Origin of the sequence: Bacillus cereus, from assembly GCF_025917685.1 — a bacterium.
Taxonomy (GTDB): Bacteria; Bacillota; Bacilli; order Bacillales; family Bacillaceae_G; genus Bacillus_A; species Bacillus_A cereus_AT.
Genome location: NZ_CP089518.1, coordinates 4,779,650 through 4,798,694 on the forward strand (window position 1 = coordinate 4,779,650; position 19,045 = coordinate 4,798,694).

A 19,045-nucleotide genomic window follows, 5' to 3' on the forward strand; every position below is an offset into this window, starting at 1 on the left:
AGAATTCCTCCAAGATTTGCTCTTCTTATCTTATTTTACTCGCCCCAGACTTTTTATGGAACGGCATAAGGCGACATAGAAAAAAGAGGATACCTCATCCATCGTAAGATACCCTCTCCTTCAACTGCTCGAACCACTCTCTATCCAATTGTAAATATCCCATTTCACTCTTCTCAGCAGTCTTCAATTCTTTATCCGCTTTCTTCATATAAATATGGCATGCTTCCATGTCTTGCTCTAAATATTTGATAATTCCTTGTGTACGGTAATACCCATGTAAGTCCAGCCTTGTAATTGCCTTTGCATGCTCCTTTACGTATTGCAGGGAAAGACTTTCCTCCTGATACAGTACTTTATATAAAAGGTACCAACTATGAAAACTACTAACGAAATATTTATTTTCTTTCGTTACAGGTAGTTGAACAATTTGTTCTACATACGGTATCGCCCTTTCCATTCCCTCTTGATCAGCTCGGGCATAAAAGACGAGCATAAGTCCACTCATTATGTCCCTAATATCTTTATCCTCTTTTATTTTTTCTTCACTAATTTCTACTAATCTCTCATCCCAATCTTTCGGTCTTTTGTAACTAAATAACTCACTCGATACTTGAATCTTGTATAAGTGCTCCCTAGCCTTTTCATCATCTTTAATTAAAATGAGGAATTGCATGCCATCGCTTAATAGCGTTCCCTTAATTGGAATTGCTGTGACGACAAAGATTGCAAAGTGTAACACAGAAAAGTATAAAAGCATGTGGTAATAACTCACCATATATATGTAACCTGATACAATGCCAAATACGAAACTCGTTAACGGTCCGCTTAAAGTCATCCATGCCCATTTTTTTGAAAGGTTCGGTGTTTGTGTGGAAGGCGGCACTAACATCGCTACGCCACCTACATACATCCACATTTTATTTTCTCGAATTCGTATTTTCCCCTTTTCTTTTTGAACAGTAATAGGTCCTACTGTCATAAACTTAAATTTCAAACCGCCCATCAAACCGAATATTACATGCCCTAATTCATGAATAGCTAACACTAGCAATGCAATCCCGAAAAAGGCCCATATTTCTATAATTTGCTGTACTTTTTCTATTCGAATGAATTCGTATAAAGCGGAGCAAATGAAGGCAACTAATAATGAAAAAGCAGGTCTTCTTAGAATATCCACCGTTTCTCTCCCCTTAATAAATCATCTTTTTATGCATTTCATACATATATGTCCCAACATGTAATACCCAAACGAACGAAATCATAATGACCATAAAGAAGTCTTTTCCATCTAAAAGTGCATACGCAATCGCCGCAAACCACGCACAAACAAGTGTCATATTTGTATATTGATATGCCTTATATCCCGCTTCATGAACGATTTGCTTTTGCCCTTCATCTGCATTCTTTGCCCACATTTCCATTGACTGAGAATACGTGACACTCTGTTCTGGATATAAATTGTTATACTTTTTCCTCATTACAAATCCTAACCAAGTTATAGCAATAAAGCACACTGTAGATGCCACAATACTTACACTAACAAAGAACAAGTTTCCCTCACCTGTATACGTTCGGTAAAAAGCAATAACTGAGCAAACAAACCATGATGGAATAACAATTTCCATTACTCGAAGATAAATAAGTACTATTCCTAATCTTCGTCCCTTAACATTTTCCTCTTCATCTTTCGTTTGTGCGAGCTCTCTTGTACGCTTCCAAATATAATACATGGCCGCTATGCCAAATACACTCATCATAACAACGCTAATAACAGGAGATACTTTGCTAGTACCCGCTGTTGCAATATCTCCTACTGCATACCCTATAAACCCACCAAAAATTGCTCCTACTAACAACTTCAATATAGCCTTCATTTTCCCATTTCCCTTACTCCCCATCTCCATCTTCCCCCTCCACTAACATAAATATCTCCTCCACCGGCGCTCCAAAAATTTGTGCGATTTTTAGCGATAACACAATAGATGGCGCATAATCCCCACGCTCAATTAAACTAATGGTTTGCCGTGATGAGCCAATCGCTTTACCTAACTCACCCTGTGATAAACGGTGCTTTGCTCGAAATTCTCTCACCCGATTTTGAAGCTTCATATTTTACCTCTTTTTCTTTTATTTAATTAAAATTGTAAATAATATCCTGTCAATTGTCAATTATCATTGTCATTTTGACGTGGATACATGTCAAAAATACATATATATTATACTAGATATAACGTATATAATAATTTTTAAGAACTACATAATTGAGGTGTCTCATGGATAAAAAAACGGTCTTTTCTTACGCTATTATTAAATTTTCAGCGGCCTGTTCTCTTCTTTTTTCTTTTGTATTATTTTTCTTTATTAGAAGTGATATGAACTTCTTTAAAACTTCCTCATACTTAACTGGATTTTTATATAATTTTTGGTTGTATCTTCTTTTCTTCTACGCGATTTTGTGCTCGCTTGTCATTGACAAATTAAATGCAAAACATAATAGCACGCCAAGAAAAATTTTGCTTTATATTTTATGTGGCTACTTATTCTTTCTTCCATTGCATATATACAATGGAGGAGATGTAATCGTAACTTTCATAATGGGATCGGTTGGGGCAATTTGTTCACTTTTCTTTTATTTATGTACTTGTATAGCAAATAAATCAAAATGGTTTCGATATGCGACCGCTATTATCATTCCTATTTTACTCATTGCAATATGCTCTATTGATTTTACCCAAAAAGAACAATGGGTTGAGCACAGTACAAAAAATACATTTGAGGCGAATTTCTCGTATTTTAACGGTGCACATAAAATACCCATTCATGTCAAAAAAGGAGAAACAATTGAGGTTAACGTAAACTTTCTTATTACTGAAAATAGCGCCTACCAAGGTTATAGCACTTACTTTTCTAGTGAATTTAATAAATATGAACCCCTTTCCGAACTAAGCGACGGTACGTATGAACTTTCCCCTAGCAAAACGGGAACATATTATATAGTAGTGACCGGTTACGGTATCGAAGGAAAAATAAAAACAAACTGGAAAATAAAAAAGGCAGTGCCCTAAAGCACTGCCTTTTCTAAAATCTGACATAGAATGGATTCCATATTAACTTGCGTTTTGTAAAAATACTCGTTTTAGTTGTTTGCGGAAACGAACGCTTAACGTAATTGCTACAATGACAATGGCTCCGAAAATGATTTTGCCGATATGATCTTCCAATAATCCGAAAATATCATGTAAGTTACCACCTAACCAGTAGCCACCGATTAAGAAGAATGATACCCAGAATAACGCACCTGAATAAATTGTAATCGCAAAACGGCGAAACGGTAAGTTAATGATACCTGCAAAGTATCCTGTAAAATGACGTACTCCAGGAATGAAGAAACCGATAAAGATAAGGAAATATCCATATTTATCGAACCACATTCTCGTTAAATCAATTTTTCTTTGTGTTAAAAATACATACTTCCCATACTTTTGAACAAAAGGCATACCAAGCTTATTCCCTAAAAAATATTGAATCGTCATTCCTACACTTGTCCCAATAAAGGATAAGATAATTAAAATAGGTAAACTTAGATCACCCTTCTGTGCTAAAAATCCCGCATATGCTAATGTTGGCTCTCCCGGAAACGGAAGCGCAATATATTCTAACAGCAAGCCTACAAGCACTACATAATACCCGTATTGCTGAAATAATTCATGAACCCATTCCATGTCATCTCTCCTTTCAATCACGTACAACTTCTTACTATTATTGTATAAAAAAATTGTCGAAATAACTATCACAATAGCTTACATTTTTATTACATTTTTGTAAGGGTCACACTAAAGTTTTCTGTTCTTTACTTAATTATATAAATTATCACTTTAAAATGAGATGACACCTATCTATTACACTGGATAGGTGTCATTAATATACCAATTTTTAGCATCCGGAAATCGCCTCATTTTGTTCTCTATAAAAAACCATAACAAACTCATACAAACTTCATATTAGCTTCATATACGTATTGTAAGATTATATCGGAATTTGTTGAATACTTTTACTACTATATTACCTAAACATTAAATTGAATGAATATAGATCGTTTTCTGAAAATGAAAAAAGGGAGAATAGGAATGGAAGCTTATAAAATGCACGATTTTATTAATACCAATATTGAATCTCATCCAAATGAAACGATTTTTAACTTACACATATGTGAAACAAATGAATTTGACGTAAGTTTAAAAAAATCTACAACGCTATCCTTTATCATTTCTAAAAAGAATATTAAGATTATCACGAAAAAATGGATTAATTCTAATCACGAAAGCATGATTGGAAAAAGTTATATCATTCCAACTAAAGCCTTTCATTATTTCTTACCTATCATTTCTGAAACAGAATATGAAATGAACATTCAAGTACAGAGCTTTGGACTATACGGCGAGCTTCTACTAAATGAAAGATTACTTATTGATAAAAACAACAAATATAATGCAAAAATCACCAATTTTTTTGAATCACTAAATGAAAACGTACATCAAGCATTACGTGGATTACAAATTCGTTGTATATAATACTACTAAAATAGTAAAAGGAGAATATAATGAAAAAATTACTAGTAACTATAATGTTATCGTTAGGTTTTTTAACTGTTCCATATATGTCTGCAGAAGCAGCTTCAACTAACGAACAACTTATCGTTGACACGAAATTAAATAAAATGGATTTCTATCAAAATGGAAAGTTTATAAAAAGCTTCACTGTCGCTACCGGCAAAGTTGCAACGCCTACACCAACAGGTACTTTTCAAGTCGTAAACAAAATTAAAAACCGTCCTTATTATACAGGACATATTAAAGGCGGCGATCCACGTAATCCACTCGGTGATCGTTGGCTCGGATTAAATATGGCAGGAACATACGGAACAACATATGCAATTCACGGCACTAATAATAATCAGGCGATTGGTAAAGCTACAACACTTGGCTGCATTCGCATGTATAACAATGATATACATTGGTTATTTGAACGCATCCACGATCGTGCCACTGTCACTGTAAAATAACCTATGAACCAGATTTACATTTAGCCAAGAATTTTATATCTTGGCTTATTTTATTTATTCATTTACAGTAGCGAAACAACTATACTTGCATATATAATGAAAGTAGACTGCACTAAATAGCATCGAAACATTGATAAAAACGGATATTAAAATTATACATTTATAAATTTTCCATTGCACACTATAATAAAACTACTGTGATTCTGAAATATTCAGTTCCAATAAACAATTCCCCTTGCTACTTTTATGATTACTTTATAGCGGGGGCTTATTATATGTATATATAACTTGAGTCATCCAAAAATGAAGAATTTGAATATTGCAATAAAAAGCGTTATTTAGGAGGTGTTACTATGACGCATATACTGGTGATTGAAGACAACCCAGATATACAAGAACTTATTCGTGAATTTTTAACTGCCCAAAATTTCACCGTTGATGTGGTTGGCGCTGGAACGGAAGGAATTCTTCTTTTCCAAAAAAATTCATACGACCTTGTCCTCCTCGATGTAATGTTACCAGATATAGATGGTTATAGTATTTGTAAAATTATGCGAGGCCAGTCTGATGTACCAATCATTATGTTAACAGGCTTACATAATGAAGAAAGTGAAATTAAAGGGTTTGAGTTGGGCGTTGATGATTATATTACGAAACCGTTCCATTACACGGTATTTATTAAACGCGTAGAAGCTGTATTAAGAAGGACAACAACAAAGGAAGCCCAAACTGCAACCATACTACAATTCCATGAATTGATGTTAAATTCTACAGCATATGCGGCTTATGTTCATGGCAATCAAATTGAACTAACAACTAAAGAATTTGAGATTATATATACTTTGTTACAAAATCGAGGAAAAGTATTATCAAGAAGTGATTTGTTAAATAAGGTATGGGGCTATGAGCATTATGGTGATGTAAGAGTTATAGATACACATATTAAAAATTTAAGAAAAAAATTGGGGATCCCTTATATTAAAACGGTGAAAGGCATTGGCTACAAAATCGAAGCATAGTAAGGATAACATCACCAAAAATATTTTCATCAAAACCTTATTGTTTTGTGTTCTTTTATCACTTTGCCTGTATCAAATTATTTATTTTCTAGCTTTAAACTATGATAAAGAGCATTATGCGAAAAAACCTGAAACTCAAACTGCGGAACATGCGGATTCAGTTACGAAAAATGAACAAAATAAAAGAGAAGAAAATAAAGTTGTTTCAGAGGATAGCATCTCAAATTTCCAGTCATCTATTATAGATTTCAAAACACTCTCTACAGCTATTAATCATCTTTTGCAACCTAGCCAAACTGCAACCGCAAAAGAAAATGCAGCAAATCTTTCGGAGGAAAGTAACAAAACCGAATTACATACTAAGGCGGAACAAACAGCCGCTAACACTACTTCCTTACATACACAAAATGCAGCAAAGAAAACAAATGAAGCACATGATAGTCCAAGTTTAGCAGATGCCTTGCAACAATTAGCTCCAAATATTGCTGCAACAATGCTTGCATTATCTCTACTCGGTTCTTTAATTTATGCCAAACTAATTGCCAAACCTTTTCAATATATGAGTGATACTTTAAAAGATATTATAAATCTGGACTTTTCAGCTAAACAATCACCTAACAAAAATACAGATCAAACAGATTTCAACTTGCAAGTAGCGGCTTCACAAGTCCCAACTATTGTGAAGAATCTACATGAAACAAATAAAGATTTACAAAATGAGCTCAAGAAAGAACAACAATTAGAACAATCTCGTAAAGAATTTATGTCTATGGTATCCCATGAATTAAAAACACCTATCGCAGCCGTTATGGGACAACTAGATGGCATGATTCACGGAATCGGTGCATACAAAGATAGAGACAAATATCTAAAACGATCCTACGAGATGATGCAAGATATTAACGTATTAACGGAAAGGATGTCAGAATTATCCAAAATGCAAAATCCTCAATTCAAACCGAATTTAGAAGTTATTTCACTATCTAACATCATTGAGGACGTTATGAGGAAAGTAGATTATTTTATATCTGTAAAGCAATTAACTGTTCAATCTAACATTAAACAAGATGTAAAAATTTTAGCTGATCCTAAATTTATTCAAACTGCTATTTTTAATATTATTTCAAATGCAATTCAATATACAATCGATCATCAGCATGTATATATAAAGCTTTATGAAAAGCCGAACGGTTACGCATTAGAGGTTTTAAATACAGGTTCACAAATTGATGAGGACAAACTCGCTCATTTATTTGAACCTTTCTATCGCGCTAATCCTGGAAACAGCGGTTTAGTACAAGGTAGCGGTCTTGGATTATATATTGTAAAACAAATACTAGATAAACATCAGTTTCCTTATGGAATACAAAACACACCTCAAGGTGTAAAATGCTCAATTGTCTTTCCAAAAGCAATATAAACTACTACTATAATTTCATAACCCAAACTCATACTTCGTATGAGTGGCGGAATTTTGTAGAGTCTCTTACTCTGTTTCGTTCGCCCGTTGTCCTTATTAGGATAACGGGCGTTTTTTATTTATCCCGATTAGTGCGGGATAATAATCAGTGAAGGATAAACAAAACCCCCACTGATTAAAGTTTCACTTTATATAAGGAGGGTTTCTCATGGAGAAATTTAAGTATTCATTATTAGTTTTATTCGGCGCTTGTAGCTACGGCGTACTTTCAACTATTTTTAAACTCGGATTCATCGACGGATTTTCAGCACACCAACTACTAGGAGGACAATATGTCTTCGGGTGGATTGGCCTACTTTTACTCGTTCTTTTCTTTTCACGTCATAAAGTATCAAAAAAACAATTCTTTTCGTTACTAACAGTCGGCACAACCATGAGTATGACAGGTATTTTCTATGCTATTTCGGTAGAAGAACTGCCAGCCTCTATCGCTGTCGTTTTACTCTTTCAGTTCACTTGGATTGGTGTAGTCATCGAAGCGATTGCCAATCGAATATTCCCAAGCCGTGAAAAAGTTATATCTATTATTATTTTGTTTACTGGTACATTGTTTGCTGGTGGAGTATTTGAAGGACTTGGACAAAACTTTTCGACGAAAGGTATTATCTTCGGGCTATTAGCTGCCGTCTCTTTCTCATTCTATGTATTTGCAAGCGGGCGCGTCGCTACAGATGTTCCGCCTTATACGAAAAGCTTTCTTATGACAACCAGTGCTACTCTTATTTTATGTTTATTTTTCCCGCCTACCTTTTTAACGGACGGCGCTTTACAAGCAGGCCTATGGAAATATGCTTTCTTCCTTGGACTGTTTGGAGTTATTGTACCTGTCATTTGTTTTTCAATTGGTGTACCGAAAGTCGGAACGGGGCTTGGTACAATATTAGGTGCAGCTGAATTACCAACAGCAATTATCGCTTCTATTACACTTGTTCATGAAGTTGTATCGCTCATGCAGTGGATAGGAATTGTGTTTATATTACTCGGTATTTTCACACCACAACTGCTTACTGCTAGGAAAGAAAAAAAGCAGCGTACGATGCATAGTGAACAATACAAGCAAAGTTAAAATATGGTGTATAATTTAAAGTAAGTAATTTTTTTGGGAGGTAGCAATGACTATTTTAAGCATAGTGTGGTTTTCTATTATGTGTATCTTCTTCCTAATACGATACCTGAAAGAAAAGAAATTTTATGATTTGCTCTTAATTCCTATTTGCATATATGCAGGGGCCGTGAAAACTCCTTTAGTAGAGTACTTAAACTTTAACGATACATTTAAAATAACATATGATATTGCAGCTATTATTCTCGTAATCCTTGCTGTACTTTTCTTTTTGAAAGATAAGAAAGAGGGATATACAGCATAATAGAAAAGGGATGTTCCATGAATCAGGAGCATCCCTTTTTTTATGCAATATATGCGGTTATATCGATATTTTTTCAACTATATCAATTTAACAACAAAAAGGAGACTATTCGAAAACCCCTTCTTTTCCACTTCATCACACCATACAAAATCAAATTTCAATTCAAAAAGAACAGGAAATCTCATCCTCCCGCCGAATAAGTATAAGTCCGTAAAAGGAGTGATAAAATTGAATCAAAAACAACTAAGCACGATTAATGAAAAAAGCTGGAATACAGCTGCTTATGAAGCTTGGACGAATCGTCACGGCACACCGACAGAATATGCAAAAAAAATCATACAAGATCCTGTTCATGAAGTCTCCTACTATTTACCTTACATACAATCTCCAAAAGGAAAGCGTATTATTAATTTGCTCGGATCAAAAGGCAACAAAGCAGTTGCTCTTGCTCTTTTAGGAGCCGATGTAACAGTTGTTGATATTTCAGCAAGCAATAAAAAATACGCAACCGAACTAGCCGAAGCGGCTGACGTCTCTATTCATTATATCGTTTCCGATGTACTAGATTTAAATCTATCCCAATCATTTGATATCGTATTACTGGAACTTGGCGTACTCCATTACTTCTTAGACTTAAAGCCACTCTTTCATATAATCTCTCACTTACTAAAACAAGATGGGACATTTATACTGCGTGACTATCATCCCGTTTATACAAAATTATTAGGAGTAGATCATCCATCATTTCGAGCAAATGGAAATTATTTCGATAAAGAACTGATTGAAGATGATGTTGCTTACAGCACTCTTCTTACAGAAACTCAGAAAGAGGCTTTACCGAAAACAACCATCCGTCGCTGGACGTTAGGAGAAATTATTACAACGCTCGCGGAAGAGAATTTTAAAATTGAAAAACTAGTTGAAGAACACGGATCTCATCAAAGGTGGGTCTTCCCCTCTACTGCACCTGAAGGAATTGAAGAACGTATACCCGGTCTATATACATTAATTGCGACAACATGCAAAAAAGGATCCCTTAACGGATAGGATCCTTTTTTGCATGCTTACGCATATAAGTTGAGGTTGGAGATTACCATAATTCTGTAGAATAGGACACAAGATATTTCAACATTTTGTCTCTGACTTACGTCGTCAAAAAGGGGTATGACCAACATAACGAAGAGTAATGTTTTAGTTGATATTGATAATCGTTATCAACTAATTAGAAGTATACATGATGTTATTTCAAATTACAATAGGATTTCTTATTTTTATTTAAGAATTTTTGATATGTAAATGTATACATTTTAATAACATTCACTTGTACTCATCTGCCCTTTTCCATTATCCGCTATAATTTTTGTTTCTCAGGGAGGAATATTTTTTTGAGCTCATTTCCTGCACTTATCCCGCATATCCGTTATAATGAGAACCGATATCATTAATATTTAGGGGGTGCTACACATGTCACAACAAGCATTTGAAGAAAAGTTATATGCCAACTTAGAAGCTGTTATTGACCCTGAATTAGGTGTTGATATTATCAATCTCGGATTAGTTTATGACGTTACAGCGGATGAAAATAATAATGCTGTCATTACAATGACGATGACTTCTATCGGTTGTCCAATGGCTGGCCAAATCGTATCCGACGTTAAGAAAGTATTATCAACGAACATACCTGAAGTAAATGAAATAGAAGTAAATGTTGTATGGAATCCACCGTGGACAAAAGAACGTATGTCACGAATGGCAAAAATCGCATTAGGTGTTCGTGATTAAATAAGGAAAAGACCTGACAATCCAGTCAGGTCTTTTTTTTCTTATTATTTTACTCCTACAGCGTCATAAGCTTTTGTTACAGCTTGTACAGCTTTAGAGTTTTTACCGTATAAATCTTCTGCTGATTGAAGTGCTGCTTGACGCATCATTTTAAAGTCAGAGTTTGCAGTTAAATATTTAGTAAGAGCACGGTAATAAATTTTTTCTGTTGCTTCACGGCCCACTCCAGTTACTTTCACACCGTAATGAGTGCCGCCATCAGATACTAAATACGCTGCCTTATTATTAATACTACTGTTAATATGAACGCCGCCATTATCAGCTGTTCCAGTATAACGTTTATTGTAATGATCTGGGTAACCTTCACCAGGTTTTAATGGATTTGGAATAGATGCTGGATCTTTCAGAGAACGAAGTGCATCACCAGGCTTATCAGGTGTATAAATATCAGCACCTAAGTCCCAGCTCTTCTTCTCAACCATGACACCCATAATGTCAGATAACGATTCATTTAACGCACCTGATTCATTTTTATATACAAGGTTTGCTGTATGCTCAGTTACAGCATGCGTTAATTCGTGACCGATAACATCAAGTCCAGCAGATAATGGAATGAATGTCTTGCCATCGCCATCACCATACATCATCTGAACACCGTTCCAAGCTGCGTTATTCCAAGATTCACCTACGTGAACAGTAGAAATAAGTTTCGCACCTTTATCATCGAAAGAGTTACGGTTAAATGTCTTTTTGTAGTAATCATATACTTTACCTGCATTCACATGCGCATCAACTGCCGCTTTATCTTCGAAGAACTTAGATTTACTTGCAATTTCTTCTCCTGTATATCCAAGAATTTGTGAGAATAAATTAAACCAGTTTTCATCCATATTCTCTGCATCAAATGTATGGACACCTTGTCCTCGTGTACCATCAAATAAGTTGAACGCTCCTGTTTTCTTATCTTGAGCAATTTCAAATGATTGTCTAGCGCCTAATACTCCGTAACCAAATCCAGTAATGTTATCTACCGCATTATATTTCTCAATAACATTTCCATTTGTTGCATCAACAAAGTAATGCCAATATCCTGGAGCTGGTTTTGAAACCGATGCTTTTACAAGATATGCAAGATAGTATTGACCATCTTTTTCATACACATATAAATCTTTTTTCACACCATCATAATTCTTTACTTTACCAATCTCTTTCTCAATATTAGCTTTGGCAATCGTTTCTGCTTGTTCCGCACTAATACTTGCAGATGCAGGAATATTTTTACCCTCTAAATTAGGAATAACTTGCCCGAAGAATGCCTTTACATTATTCTCTTTATCTAGCGTAACCGTTTGGTCTGAACCATACACAGGAATGTTATTATGTTTCTCAACTAACTTCACATGTGTCGTACCAGATTCAGCATCTTTTTCTTCCCCAACGACATTGAAATGTTTGTCAATGTTTCCCGCTAGTTTAAACATATCTTTTTTGCTCTCTAAATATTGAAAGACCGTCTCTTTTTTATCTAGTCCTTCCGGTGCTTTCCATTCTTCACCTATGTAAGCTGGCGTTTTAAACTCTTGGTGATACTGGATTTTTTGCTCTTCCGCTTGTGTTTTTGTTGCTCCAAATGCCCCAAATCCCCCAATAACAACGGATAACGCTAATGCTGATGAAACTACTTGCTTTTTCAATCTAACACTCCCCATTCCCCTAAAAGTTTTTGACACCTTTATAGATTTCTGAATATTCCTCCTAATACCTGTTTCCAAAAATTGAGAAAGTTTTTTCTGATAATTCAACGTATAAAAAAGAGGACATCTTTTTTCGATGTCCTCTTTCCTCTAACTTTTCATCCCGTTATTCATATACTGAAAAATCACCACAAATTAAAATCTTATTTTATCCCGCATTAACTGCCCGTAAAAGCCCGATTGGTGTGGGATGAATACCTCTCCACTGATTAAAGTTTCACTTTATTGTATTTTCATTTCAATTGCTAAATAGTGAGATTTCTCTTTTGCTTGAATGTGAACATCCTCTTCTACAGCCTCCGCTGCATCACGCGTTACGAGTGTTTCACCATTCACAACGCCACTACCTTCAATTTGTACAAGGTATAATTGACGTCCTTCTTGAACAGGAAAATGAATTTCTTTACCAGCCTCTAATGATAAAGAATATAAATTTGCATCTTGGTGAATATGAATTGGTGCATCTCCATCAGAAGGAGATACCATATGGAACCACTCATTTTCACGTTTACTCCAATCAAATTTAAACTCACCATAGTTCGGTTTATGACCATCACGGTCCGGTAAAATCCAAATTTGCAATAAACGTAATGTTTCACTTCCTAAGTTATGCTCACTGTGAAATACACCAGTACCTGCACTCATATATTGAACATGCCCACGCTCAATTGTCCCTCGGTTCCCCATACTATCTTCATGTGTTAATTCACCATCTATAACGTAAGAGATAATCTCCATATCACGATGCGGATGCATATCAAAACCAGTTTGTGCCGCTACTAGATCATCGTTAATTACACGCAGTGCTCCAAAGTTCATGTTATCTGGGTTATAGTAATTTGCAAAAGAAAAATGAAAATGTGTATTTAGCCAGCCGTGATTTGCTCTTCCCATATTTTTATGATCAACTTTTCTAAACATATCCTTCACCTCATATTATCTCGAATTCGAGATTTATTTTAAAATTTTTTCTCACTGTAATTTTTTTAGTAATTGTAATAATTGATTTTGTTCTTCTACATTTAAATTTTGAAACTGCTCCGCTTGGAATGTCTCTTGAGGCGGAACGATTTCTTCATATAAATCTTTTCCTTTTTCTGTTAACGAAATATATTTTGTAGTACCTTCTTGTTCACGATGAATCCACTCCAGCTGCTCCATTTTATTTAAAAGCTGTGTGATATTTCCCTTCGTAACAAATAACTTATTTCCAAGCTCTTGCTGCGTTAAACGATCATGTCCTCCAACTTGAGCTAGCACATCAAATTGAGCGGCAGATACATTCCATTCTTTCAAATGCTGATTCGTCTCACGAATACTTTTGTTATAAAAACGTGATAAACGAAACCATAGTAGTAAACCTAGTCTATCTTCTGTTTTCATTTCATCACCTCGCTCGTTTCATACCATTAGTTTAGAACTAAACTTTATAAAAGTCAATTACTTATTTTTAGTAAGAAACAAAGAAAGCACAGCGCTATTTCTCCACTATGCTTTACATTAACTTTCTATTTTTATATTCATCTAACTTCCTCTCCGCGAACTTTCTCGCATCTTTCTCAATCCATCTATCTTCGTACACTTCACTTCCAACATACAATACTTCGCTCTTATGCTGCATCGCATGACGAAATTCATGCAGTAGTGTTTTAAGCACTTGCTCATACTCTTCCCACATACAAACAAAAATTAATTGTTTTTCTTTATGATAAAAACCACCTATTTGGAATAGAAACTCTTCTTCTTCTTCTCCTAATGATAGAAGTACATGATTTGCATCACATGTATCACAAAAAATAACTGGCGTTTTACATACTTCAATAAGTGAAAACAAATCATCTCTAAGCTTTTTGACATCCCAAGGAAGCTCCGAATCCAACACATACCAATTCTCCACCTGTTGATATACATTTTGAAACTGGAGTTCCATTTTTCTATAATCCCCTTTCCAAATTCCCTTTTCCTATATGTATGCCACAATCTGTAAAATATTAAACATACTCTTTTCCCCTTGGAAAAATGCCAATAAAAAAAGAAATCTATGTCGACATAGATTCCTTTTCCGTAATCACTTTTTTTTCATCACTTTTTTTAATACAAAGTAACCAATTGCACAAACAATAGCAGCAAGCGCAAAATATTTCACATATGGCCCAGCTACTTTATTAATACTTTCCCACTCTGATCCTAATTTAAATCCTAAATATACAAATACAATTGACCATGGAATAACAGCTAGTGTAGTTAGCGTAATAAACTTAGCATGTGACATTTTCGCAATACCCGCTGGTATCGAAATAGCATGACGCACAACAGGAATAAAACGGGCTGTAAAAATAACACCAGTTCCGTAACGATTAAACCACGCTTCAGCATAATCAATATGTTTCTTCTGAATCAAAATATATTTTCCATATCGCTCAAGAACAGGTCTTCCTCCGTATCGACCGATCCAATAAATGAATAGTTGTGCGATTACACCACCAATTGTACCGAACGCGACAGCGCCCCAAAATGTAATGCTTCCTGTTGATACTAAATAACCTGCATAAGATAATACGATTTCACTTGGGATAACCTCTAGCATTAATCCAAGCATAATTCCCCAATAACCAAGTCCTTCTAGAAAAACTAAAACTGAATGAATCAACTCTCCTAACATCATTTACCTCTCTTTACTGTTTTCATTGCAAAAAATAAAAGTACAAGCAGTAAATATCTTGTACTTTTATTTTTTTAAAATTTATCTAGTCTTCGTATCCCACTTAAAGATTTTATTTAAAAATTTATATACATTCTTTGACTCTTTCGTAAGAAGTGGACCTAAAATGGATAGTATAAGCACATATAGTGCCGAGAATGGTTTCAATACTGACATTAAACCACCAGCAATACCGATATTAGCCATAATGATGGAGAATTCTCCTCTTGAAACAATTGTTAATCCAATATTTGTTGACGCCTTATGAGATAATCCAGCTTGTCTTCCTGCAATCATTCCTGCTACAAAGTTTCCGATGATTGTAAGAAGGACAGCACCTAACGTTAACCATATCGCCCCGCCTAATGAAAACGGATCAATACTTAATCCGAAACTGAAGAAGAAAATAGCTCCGAAAAAGTCTCTAAATGGAACAACGAGATGTTCAATTCTGTCACTATGCTCTGTCTCAGAGAAAACTAATCCTAAAAGAAGTGCTCCAATTGCTTCGGCAACGTGTATTGTTTCTGAAAAACCAGCGATAAAGAACAACGAAGCAAATACTACAATAATGAAAATTTCATCTGAACTAATATTGAGCAATCTATTTAATAACGGCGTAGCCTTTCTAGCCACAATAAAGAATAGAAGCATGTATCCTAAAGCAATTCCAATCGAAGTGAGAGCACCTAAGAAGGAAGCATGATCCCCTAGAACTAAACCAGAAACAACTGATAAATATACAGCAAGGAATATATCTTCAAACATAATAATTCCTAATATTAATTCGGTCTCATTATTACCAGTTCTTCTTAAATCCACTAACACTTTAGCAACGATGGCACTAGAAGAAATCGTAATAATACCCGCAATAATTAAGATTTCAAGTAAAGGGAAGCCCATTATAAATCCATATAATAATCCAAGTGAAAAGTTAATTAAAATATAAATCGTTCCGCCAATCGCAATAGAACGTCCAGATTTAATTAGTTTTTTCATCGAAAACTCTAGGCCTAGATAGAACAGAAGGAACAGAACTCCAATCCTTCCAAGGAAGGAAATTACACTTGCACTTTCAATAAATTTGAGATCGATAACACCTATTGTCGGCGCATGCGGTCCCACTAACATGCCAAGAACAATTAGAAAAGGTATTACTGAGAATTTAAACTTTCCAGCGATTACTGCCGCAATTGCTACTAAAACTAAAGCTGTACCAACTTCAAAAATTAAAGTATCCATCTAGTCAGTCCCCCTATTCGAAAGTAACTCATTAATAATTTTTTTAATTTCTTCTCTCTCACCCGAAACTACAAGCATATCTCCTTCTTCAATTACTGTTTCTGGTCCTGGATTAAATAGCTTTTTCATATTCTTTTTCATAACTGCAATGATCGTTACGCTATATGTTTTTCTTATTTCAAGATCACCGATTGTTTTTCCGATTGCTGGAGCTGTATTCTCTACTTTAAACCACTCAATCGCTAAACCTTCAAAGACCATTTCAACATTTTCTAATGCTCTAGGCTTGTATACCATTCCACCTAATATTGCTGCAATTTGTCTTGCCTCTGAGTCACGTAATGAAATACTTGAGATGCTTTCTTCATGGTCTGAATCAAAATGATACATTTCTCTACGCCCATCATCATGAATGACAATCACCATCTTTTCGTTACCTTTCGTAACGATTTGAAATTTGTAACCAATACCCGGAAGTTCACTTTCTCTAATATTCATATTTAGCTCCTCCATAACAATTTTTATTTGAATTTTCTGTTTTTCTGTCTTTTATTCATCCAATCAATTTTAGAAATTCTAACCATTCAGGATACCTGTGATTTGGAAATCTTTTATTGTAATAATAAGTGGCTCCTAAAAAGATACTTAAAGATGTAATGATGAAAAATAAATTACTTCTCATTTTCAAACTCTTAAGACTTACTTTCAATAAAGATTCTTCTTTCAAATTATCCCCTCTTTTTCGCTTTAAATTTAGTTTTTTAAAATGTAAATAATTCTAAAAATATTACGATGTAACATAATCATAACATAAAATACTTTTAAGTAACATAATTTTTTAGAAAAATTGATTCTGGTATATTTTTTGCATATAATTTTCTTATTACGAAAAAAAGGAAGTGTATTATATGGTTGATATCTTTAGCAGATTCCTTGAGGTAACGAATAATATTTTATGGTCATATATTCTTATTGCAATGTTAATCGGCTTCGGTCTTTATTTCTCTTTCAAATTAAAATTTGTCCAAATTACTCATTTCGGTGAGATGGTCAGTTTAATTAGTAAAGGATTTAATCGAAAAGAAAAAAAGAAAGATAGCATCTCTCCATTCCAAGCATTTTGCTTAAGTGCAGCAGCACGTATTGGTATCGGGAACTTAGCTGGTGTAGCATTAGCCATTTCAATGGGTGGACCTGGCGCAATATTTTGGATGTGGTTTATCGCTATCCTTGGAGCAGCTACTAGTTTTGTAGAATGTACTCTCGCGCAAATTTATAAAGTAAAAGATGGAAGCAGATTCCGTGGTGGACCAGCATATTACATGGAAAAAGGATTAAACAAACGCTGGATGGGTGTTTGGTTTTCACTTCTTATTACAGTTGCGTACGGATTAATTTTCAATTCTGTACAAGCAAACACGGTAACAATAGCATTTGAAAATGCTTTTGGACTAGAGCGAACAATCGTAGGAGCTCTATTAGCTTTATTAGTTGCAGTTATTATTTTTGGGGGTATCAAGAGCATTTCACGTATTACAGAAATGATTGTTCCTCCAATGGCGATTGTTTATATTGGTGTGGCTATTTTTGTCGTTATTAACAACTTCAATATGTTACCAAGCATTTTTACAGAAATATTTAACAGCGCATTTGGTTTAGACCAAGCTATCGCTGGTGGTATTGGAGCAGCAATCAAATTCGGAATTCAGCGCGGTTTATTCGCGACAGAAGCAGGTATGGGTAGCTCTCCTAATGCAGCAGCAACATCAGATGTATCTCACCCTGTAAAACAAGGACTTGTTCAAGCATTAGGTGTTTTCGTAGATACATTCTTAGTATGTACATCAACAGCATTTATCGTATTATGTTCTGGACTTTACAAAGGATCGAATTTAGAAGGTATTGAATTAACACAACAAGCATTAAGTTCACAAATTGGGCCGTGGGCAAGTACTTTCTTAGCGATTATTATTTTCCTATTCGCTTTCAGTTCTTTACTAGGAAACTACTATTATGGTGAAACAAATATCGCATTCATTAAAGAAAGCAAAACATGGTTACTGATTTATCGTGTTGCAGTTGTCGGAATGGTTTTCTTCGGATCTATCGCTGCCCTTCAAACGGTTTGGAGTTTAGCGGATTTCTTTATGGGACTAATGGTATTTACAAACTTAATTGCCATCTCATTCCTTAGCAAGTTTGCCTACGCGGCATTAGTAGACTATATAAAGCAAAAGAAAGAAGGAAAAGATCCTGTTTTCGTTGCAAGTTCTATCCCTGGCTTACAGAATACAGAGTGCTGGGATGGACAGGATTCAGCAGAAAAACAGCAGGCTGTGTAGTAAATAAAAGCGCAAGTGGCTCGTTCAGAATGTGAGGAGGATGGAGCTTTTGACGTAGAGGCGCCTTTTTCCTGCGAGGCGCCCTTTGCCTCGCAGGAAAAAGTGAAGCCACCGAACGTTCTAGCCGCTGGAGCTAGATATCAATAAAAATCCCTATTACTTCAACGTAATAGGGATTTTTATTTACAACAGTTCATAATTTGTTCAAATTAATTCCAGCAAAAGGGTTGATTTATACAAATTACTAGATTATAATTATTATAAATTAGTAATTGATATAACATGATAACTCAAAA

General features: G+C 34.8%; 21 protein-coding genes. 10 read left to right on the plus strand and 11 right to left on the minus strand.

What is annotated here, in order from left to right; all coding sequences use genetic code 11:
• Positions 1–94 precede the first annotated feature (94 nt).
• The 3 genes from LUS72_RS25030 to LUS72_RS25040 are packed head-to-tail and all read right to left on the minus strand — an operon-like array spanning position 95 to position 2,109.
• Positions 95–1,177: a M50 family metallopeptidase gene (locus LUS72_RS25030; RefSeq protein WP_097832158.1), complete on the minus strand. Its 1,083-nt coding sequence runs from the start codon at positions 1,175–1,177 to the stop codon at positions 95–97.
• Between the two features lie 13 nt (positions 1,178–1,190).
• The gene (locus LUS72_RS25035) at positions 1,191–1,904 is read right to left on the minus strand and encodes a DUF3169 family protein (protein ID WP_264448394.1); all 714 of its coding nucleotides are present in this window, start codon (positions 1,902–1,904) and stop codon (positions 1,191–1,193) included.
• A complete protein-coding gene (locus tag LUS72_RS25040) occupies positions 1,888–2,109 on the minus strand; it encodes a helix-turn-helix transcriptional regulator (RefSeq protein WP_000776149.1) in 222 nt (73 codons plus the stop codon). Before LUS72_RS25040 ends, LUS72_RS25035 begins: the two co-directional genes overlap by 17 nt.
• A gap of 164 nt (positions 2,110–2,273) precedes the next feature.
• Here LUS72_RS25040 and LUS72_RS25045 point away from each other — a divergent pair, with 164 nt between their 5' ends.
• Positions 2,274–3,065, plus strand: coding sequence for a hypothetical protein (locus tag LUS72_RS25045; RefSeq protein WP_097832157.1), 792 nt, complete (start codon positions 2,274–2,276; stop codon positions 3,063–3,065).
• Between the two features lie 42 nt (positions 3,066–3,107).
• On the opposite strand, the gene LUS72_RS25050 is transcribed toward LUS72_RS25045, so the two are convergent.
• Entirely contained in the window at positions 3,108–3,722 is a 615-nt protein-coding gene (locus LUS72_RS25050) for a DedA family protein (RefSeq protein ID WP_000455363.1), read from the minus strand.
• Positions 3,723–4,127: 405 nt separating this feature from the next.
• Here LUS72_RS25050 and LUS72_RS25055 point away from each other — a divergent pair, with 405 nt between their 5' ends.
• The 8 genes from LUS72_RS25055 (at position 4,128) to LUS72_RS25090 (ending at position 10,710) form a co-directional block, all read left to right on the plus strand.
• Positions 4,128–4,571: a DUF3978 family protein gene (locus LUS72_RS25055; protein WP_097832156.1), complete on the plus strand. Its 444-nt coding sequence runs from the start codon at positions 4,128–4,130 to the stop codon at positions 4,569–4,571.
• A 29-nt stretch (positions 4,572–4,600) separates the two neighbouring features.
• Entirely contained in the window at positions 4,601–5,062 is a 462-nt protein-coding gene (locus tag LUS72_RS25060; RefSeq protein WP_097832155.1) for a L,D-transpeptidase, read from the plus strand.
• Positions 5,063–5,415: 353 nt separating this feature from the next.
• Entirely contained in the window at positions 5,416–6,081 is a 666-nt protein-coding gene (locus LUS72_RS25065) for a response regulator transcription factor (RefSeq protein WP_097832154.1), read from the plus strand.
• Positions 6,059–7,501 (plus strand): sensor histidine kinase, encoded by a 1,443-nt coding sequence (locus LUS72_RS25070; protein WP_264448395.1) that lies wholly within the window; start codon positions 6,059–6,061, stop codon positions 7,499–7,501. Before LUS72_RS25065 ends, LUS72_RS25070 begins: the two co-directional genes overlap by 23 nt.
• Before the next feature lie 208 nt (positions 7,502–7,709).
• Entirely contained in the window at positions 7,710–8,627 is a 918-nt protein-coding gene (locus tag LUS72_RS25075) for an EamA family transporter (protein ID WP_264448396.1), read from the plus strand.
• A 46-nt stretch (positions 8,628–8,673) separates the two neighbouring features.
• A complete protein-coding gene (locus LUS72_RS25080; protein WP_097832151.1) occupies positions 8,674–8,928 on the plus strand; it encodes a hypothetical protein in 255 nt (84 codons plus the stop codon).
• A gap of 228 nt (positions 8,929–9,156) precedes the next feature.
• Positions 9,157–9,975: a class I SAM-dependent methyltransferase gene (locus LUS72_RS25085; RefSeq protein WP_097832150.1), complete on the plus strand. Its 819-nt coding sequence runs from the start codon at positions 9,157–9,159 to the stop codon at positions 9,973–9,975.
• A gap of 417 nt (positions 9,976–10,392) precedes the next feature.
• A complete protein-coding gene (locus LUS72_RS25090) occupies positions 10,393–10,710 on the plus strand; it encodes a metal-sulfur cluster assembly factor (RefSeq protein ID WP_097832149.1) in 318 nt (105 codons plus the stop codon).
• Positions 10,711–10,754: 44 nt separating this feature from the next.
• Here LUS72_RS25090 and LUS72_RS25095 read toward each other — a convergent pair whose 3' ends face one another.
• The 7 genes from LUS72_RS25095 to LUS72_RS25125 all read right to left on the minus strand — a co-directional run bounded on the left by LUS72_RS25095 (position 10,755) and on the right by LUS72_RS25125 (position 16,905).
• On the minus strand, positions 10,755–12,404 hold the full coding sequence (locus tag LUS72_RS25095; protein ID WP_141533581.1) for a M4 family metallopeptidase: 1,650 nt from the start codon (positions 12,402–12,404) through the stop codon (positions 10,755–10,757).
• Between the two features lie 282 nt (positions 12,405–12,686).
• Positions 12,687–13,385 (minus strand): pirin family protein, encoded by a 699-nt coding sequence (locus tag LUS72_RS25100; RefSeq protein WP_097832148.1) that lies wholly within the window; start codon positions 13,383–13,385, stop codon positions 12,687–12,689.
• 51 nt (positions 13,386–13,436) lie between these two features.
• Positions 13,437–13,847 (minus strand): MarR family winged helix-turn-helix transcriptional regulator, encoded by a 411-nt coding sequence (locus tag LUS72_RS25105; RefSeq protein WP_097832147.1) that lies wholly within the window; start codon positions 13,845–13,847, stop codon positions 13,437–13,439.
• A gap of 112 nt (positions 13,848–13,959) precedes the next feature.
• Positions 13,960–14,394: a DUF3920 family protein gene (locus LUS72_RS25110; protein WP_097832146.1), complete on the minus strand. Its 435-nt coding sequence runs from the start codon at positions 14,392–14,394 to the stop codon at positions 13,960–13,962.
• 138 nt (positions 14,395–14,532) lie between these two features.
• Complete coding sequence (locus LUS72_RS25115; protein ID WP_141533580.1) at positions 14,533–15,126, minus strand: undecaprenyl phosphate transporter UptA; 594 nt, start codon at positions 15,124–15,126, stop codon at positions 14,533–14,535.
• Positions 15,127–15,207: 81 nt separating this feature from the next.
• Complete coding sequence (locus LUS72_RS25120) at positions 15,208–16,407, minus strand: cation:proton antiporter (protein ID WP_002129832.1); 1,200 nt, start codon at positions 16,405–16,407, stop codon at positions 15,208–15,210.
• Positions 16,408–16,905: a cation:proton antiporter regulatory subunit gene (locus LUS72_RS25125; protein ID WP_001026076.1), complete on the minus strand. Its 498-nt coding sequence runs from the start codon at positions 16,903–16,905 to the stop codon at positions 16,408–16,410.
• A gap of 410 nt (positions 16,906–17,315) precedes the next feature.
• Here LUS72_RS25125 and LUS72_RS25130 point away from each other — a divergent pair, with 410 nt between their 5' ends.
• Positions 17,316–18,749, plus strand: a complete 1,434-nt coding sequence (locus LUS72_RS25130) for an alanine/glycine:cation symporter family protein (RefSeq protein WP_097832143.1) — start codon at positions 17,316–17,318, stop codon at positions 18,747–18,749.
• Positions 18,750–19,045 lie beyond the last annotated feature (296 nt).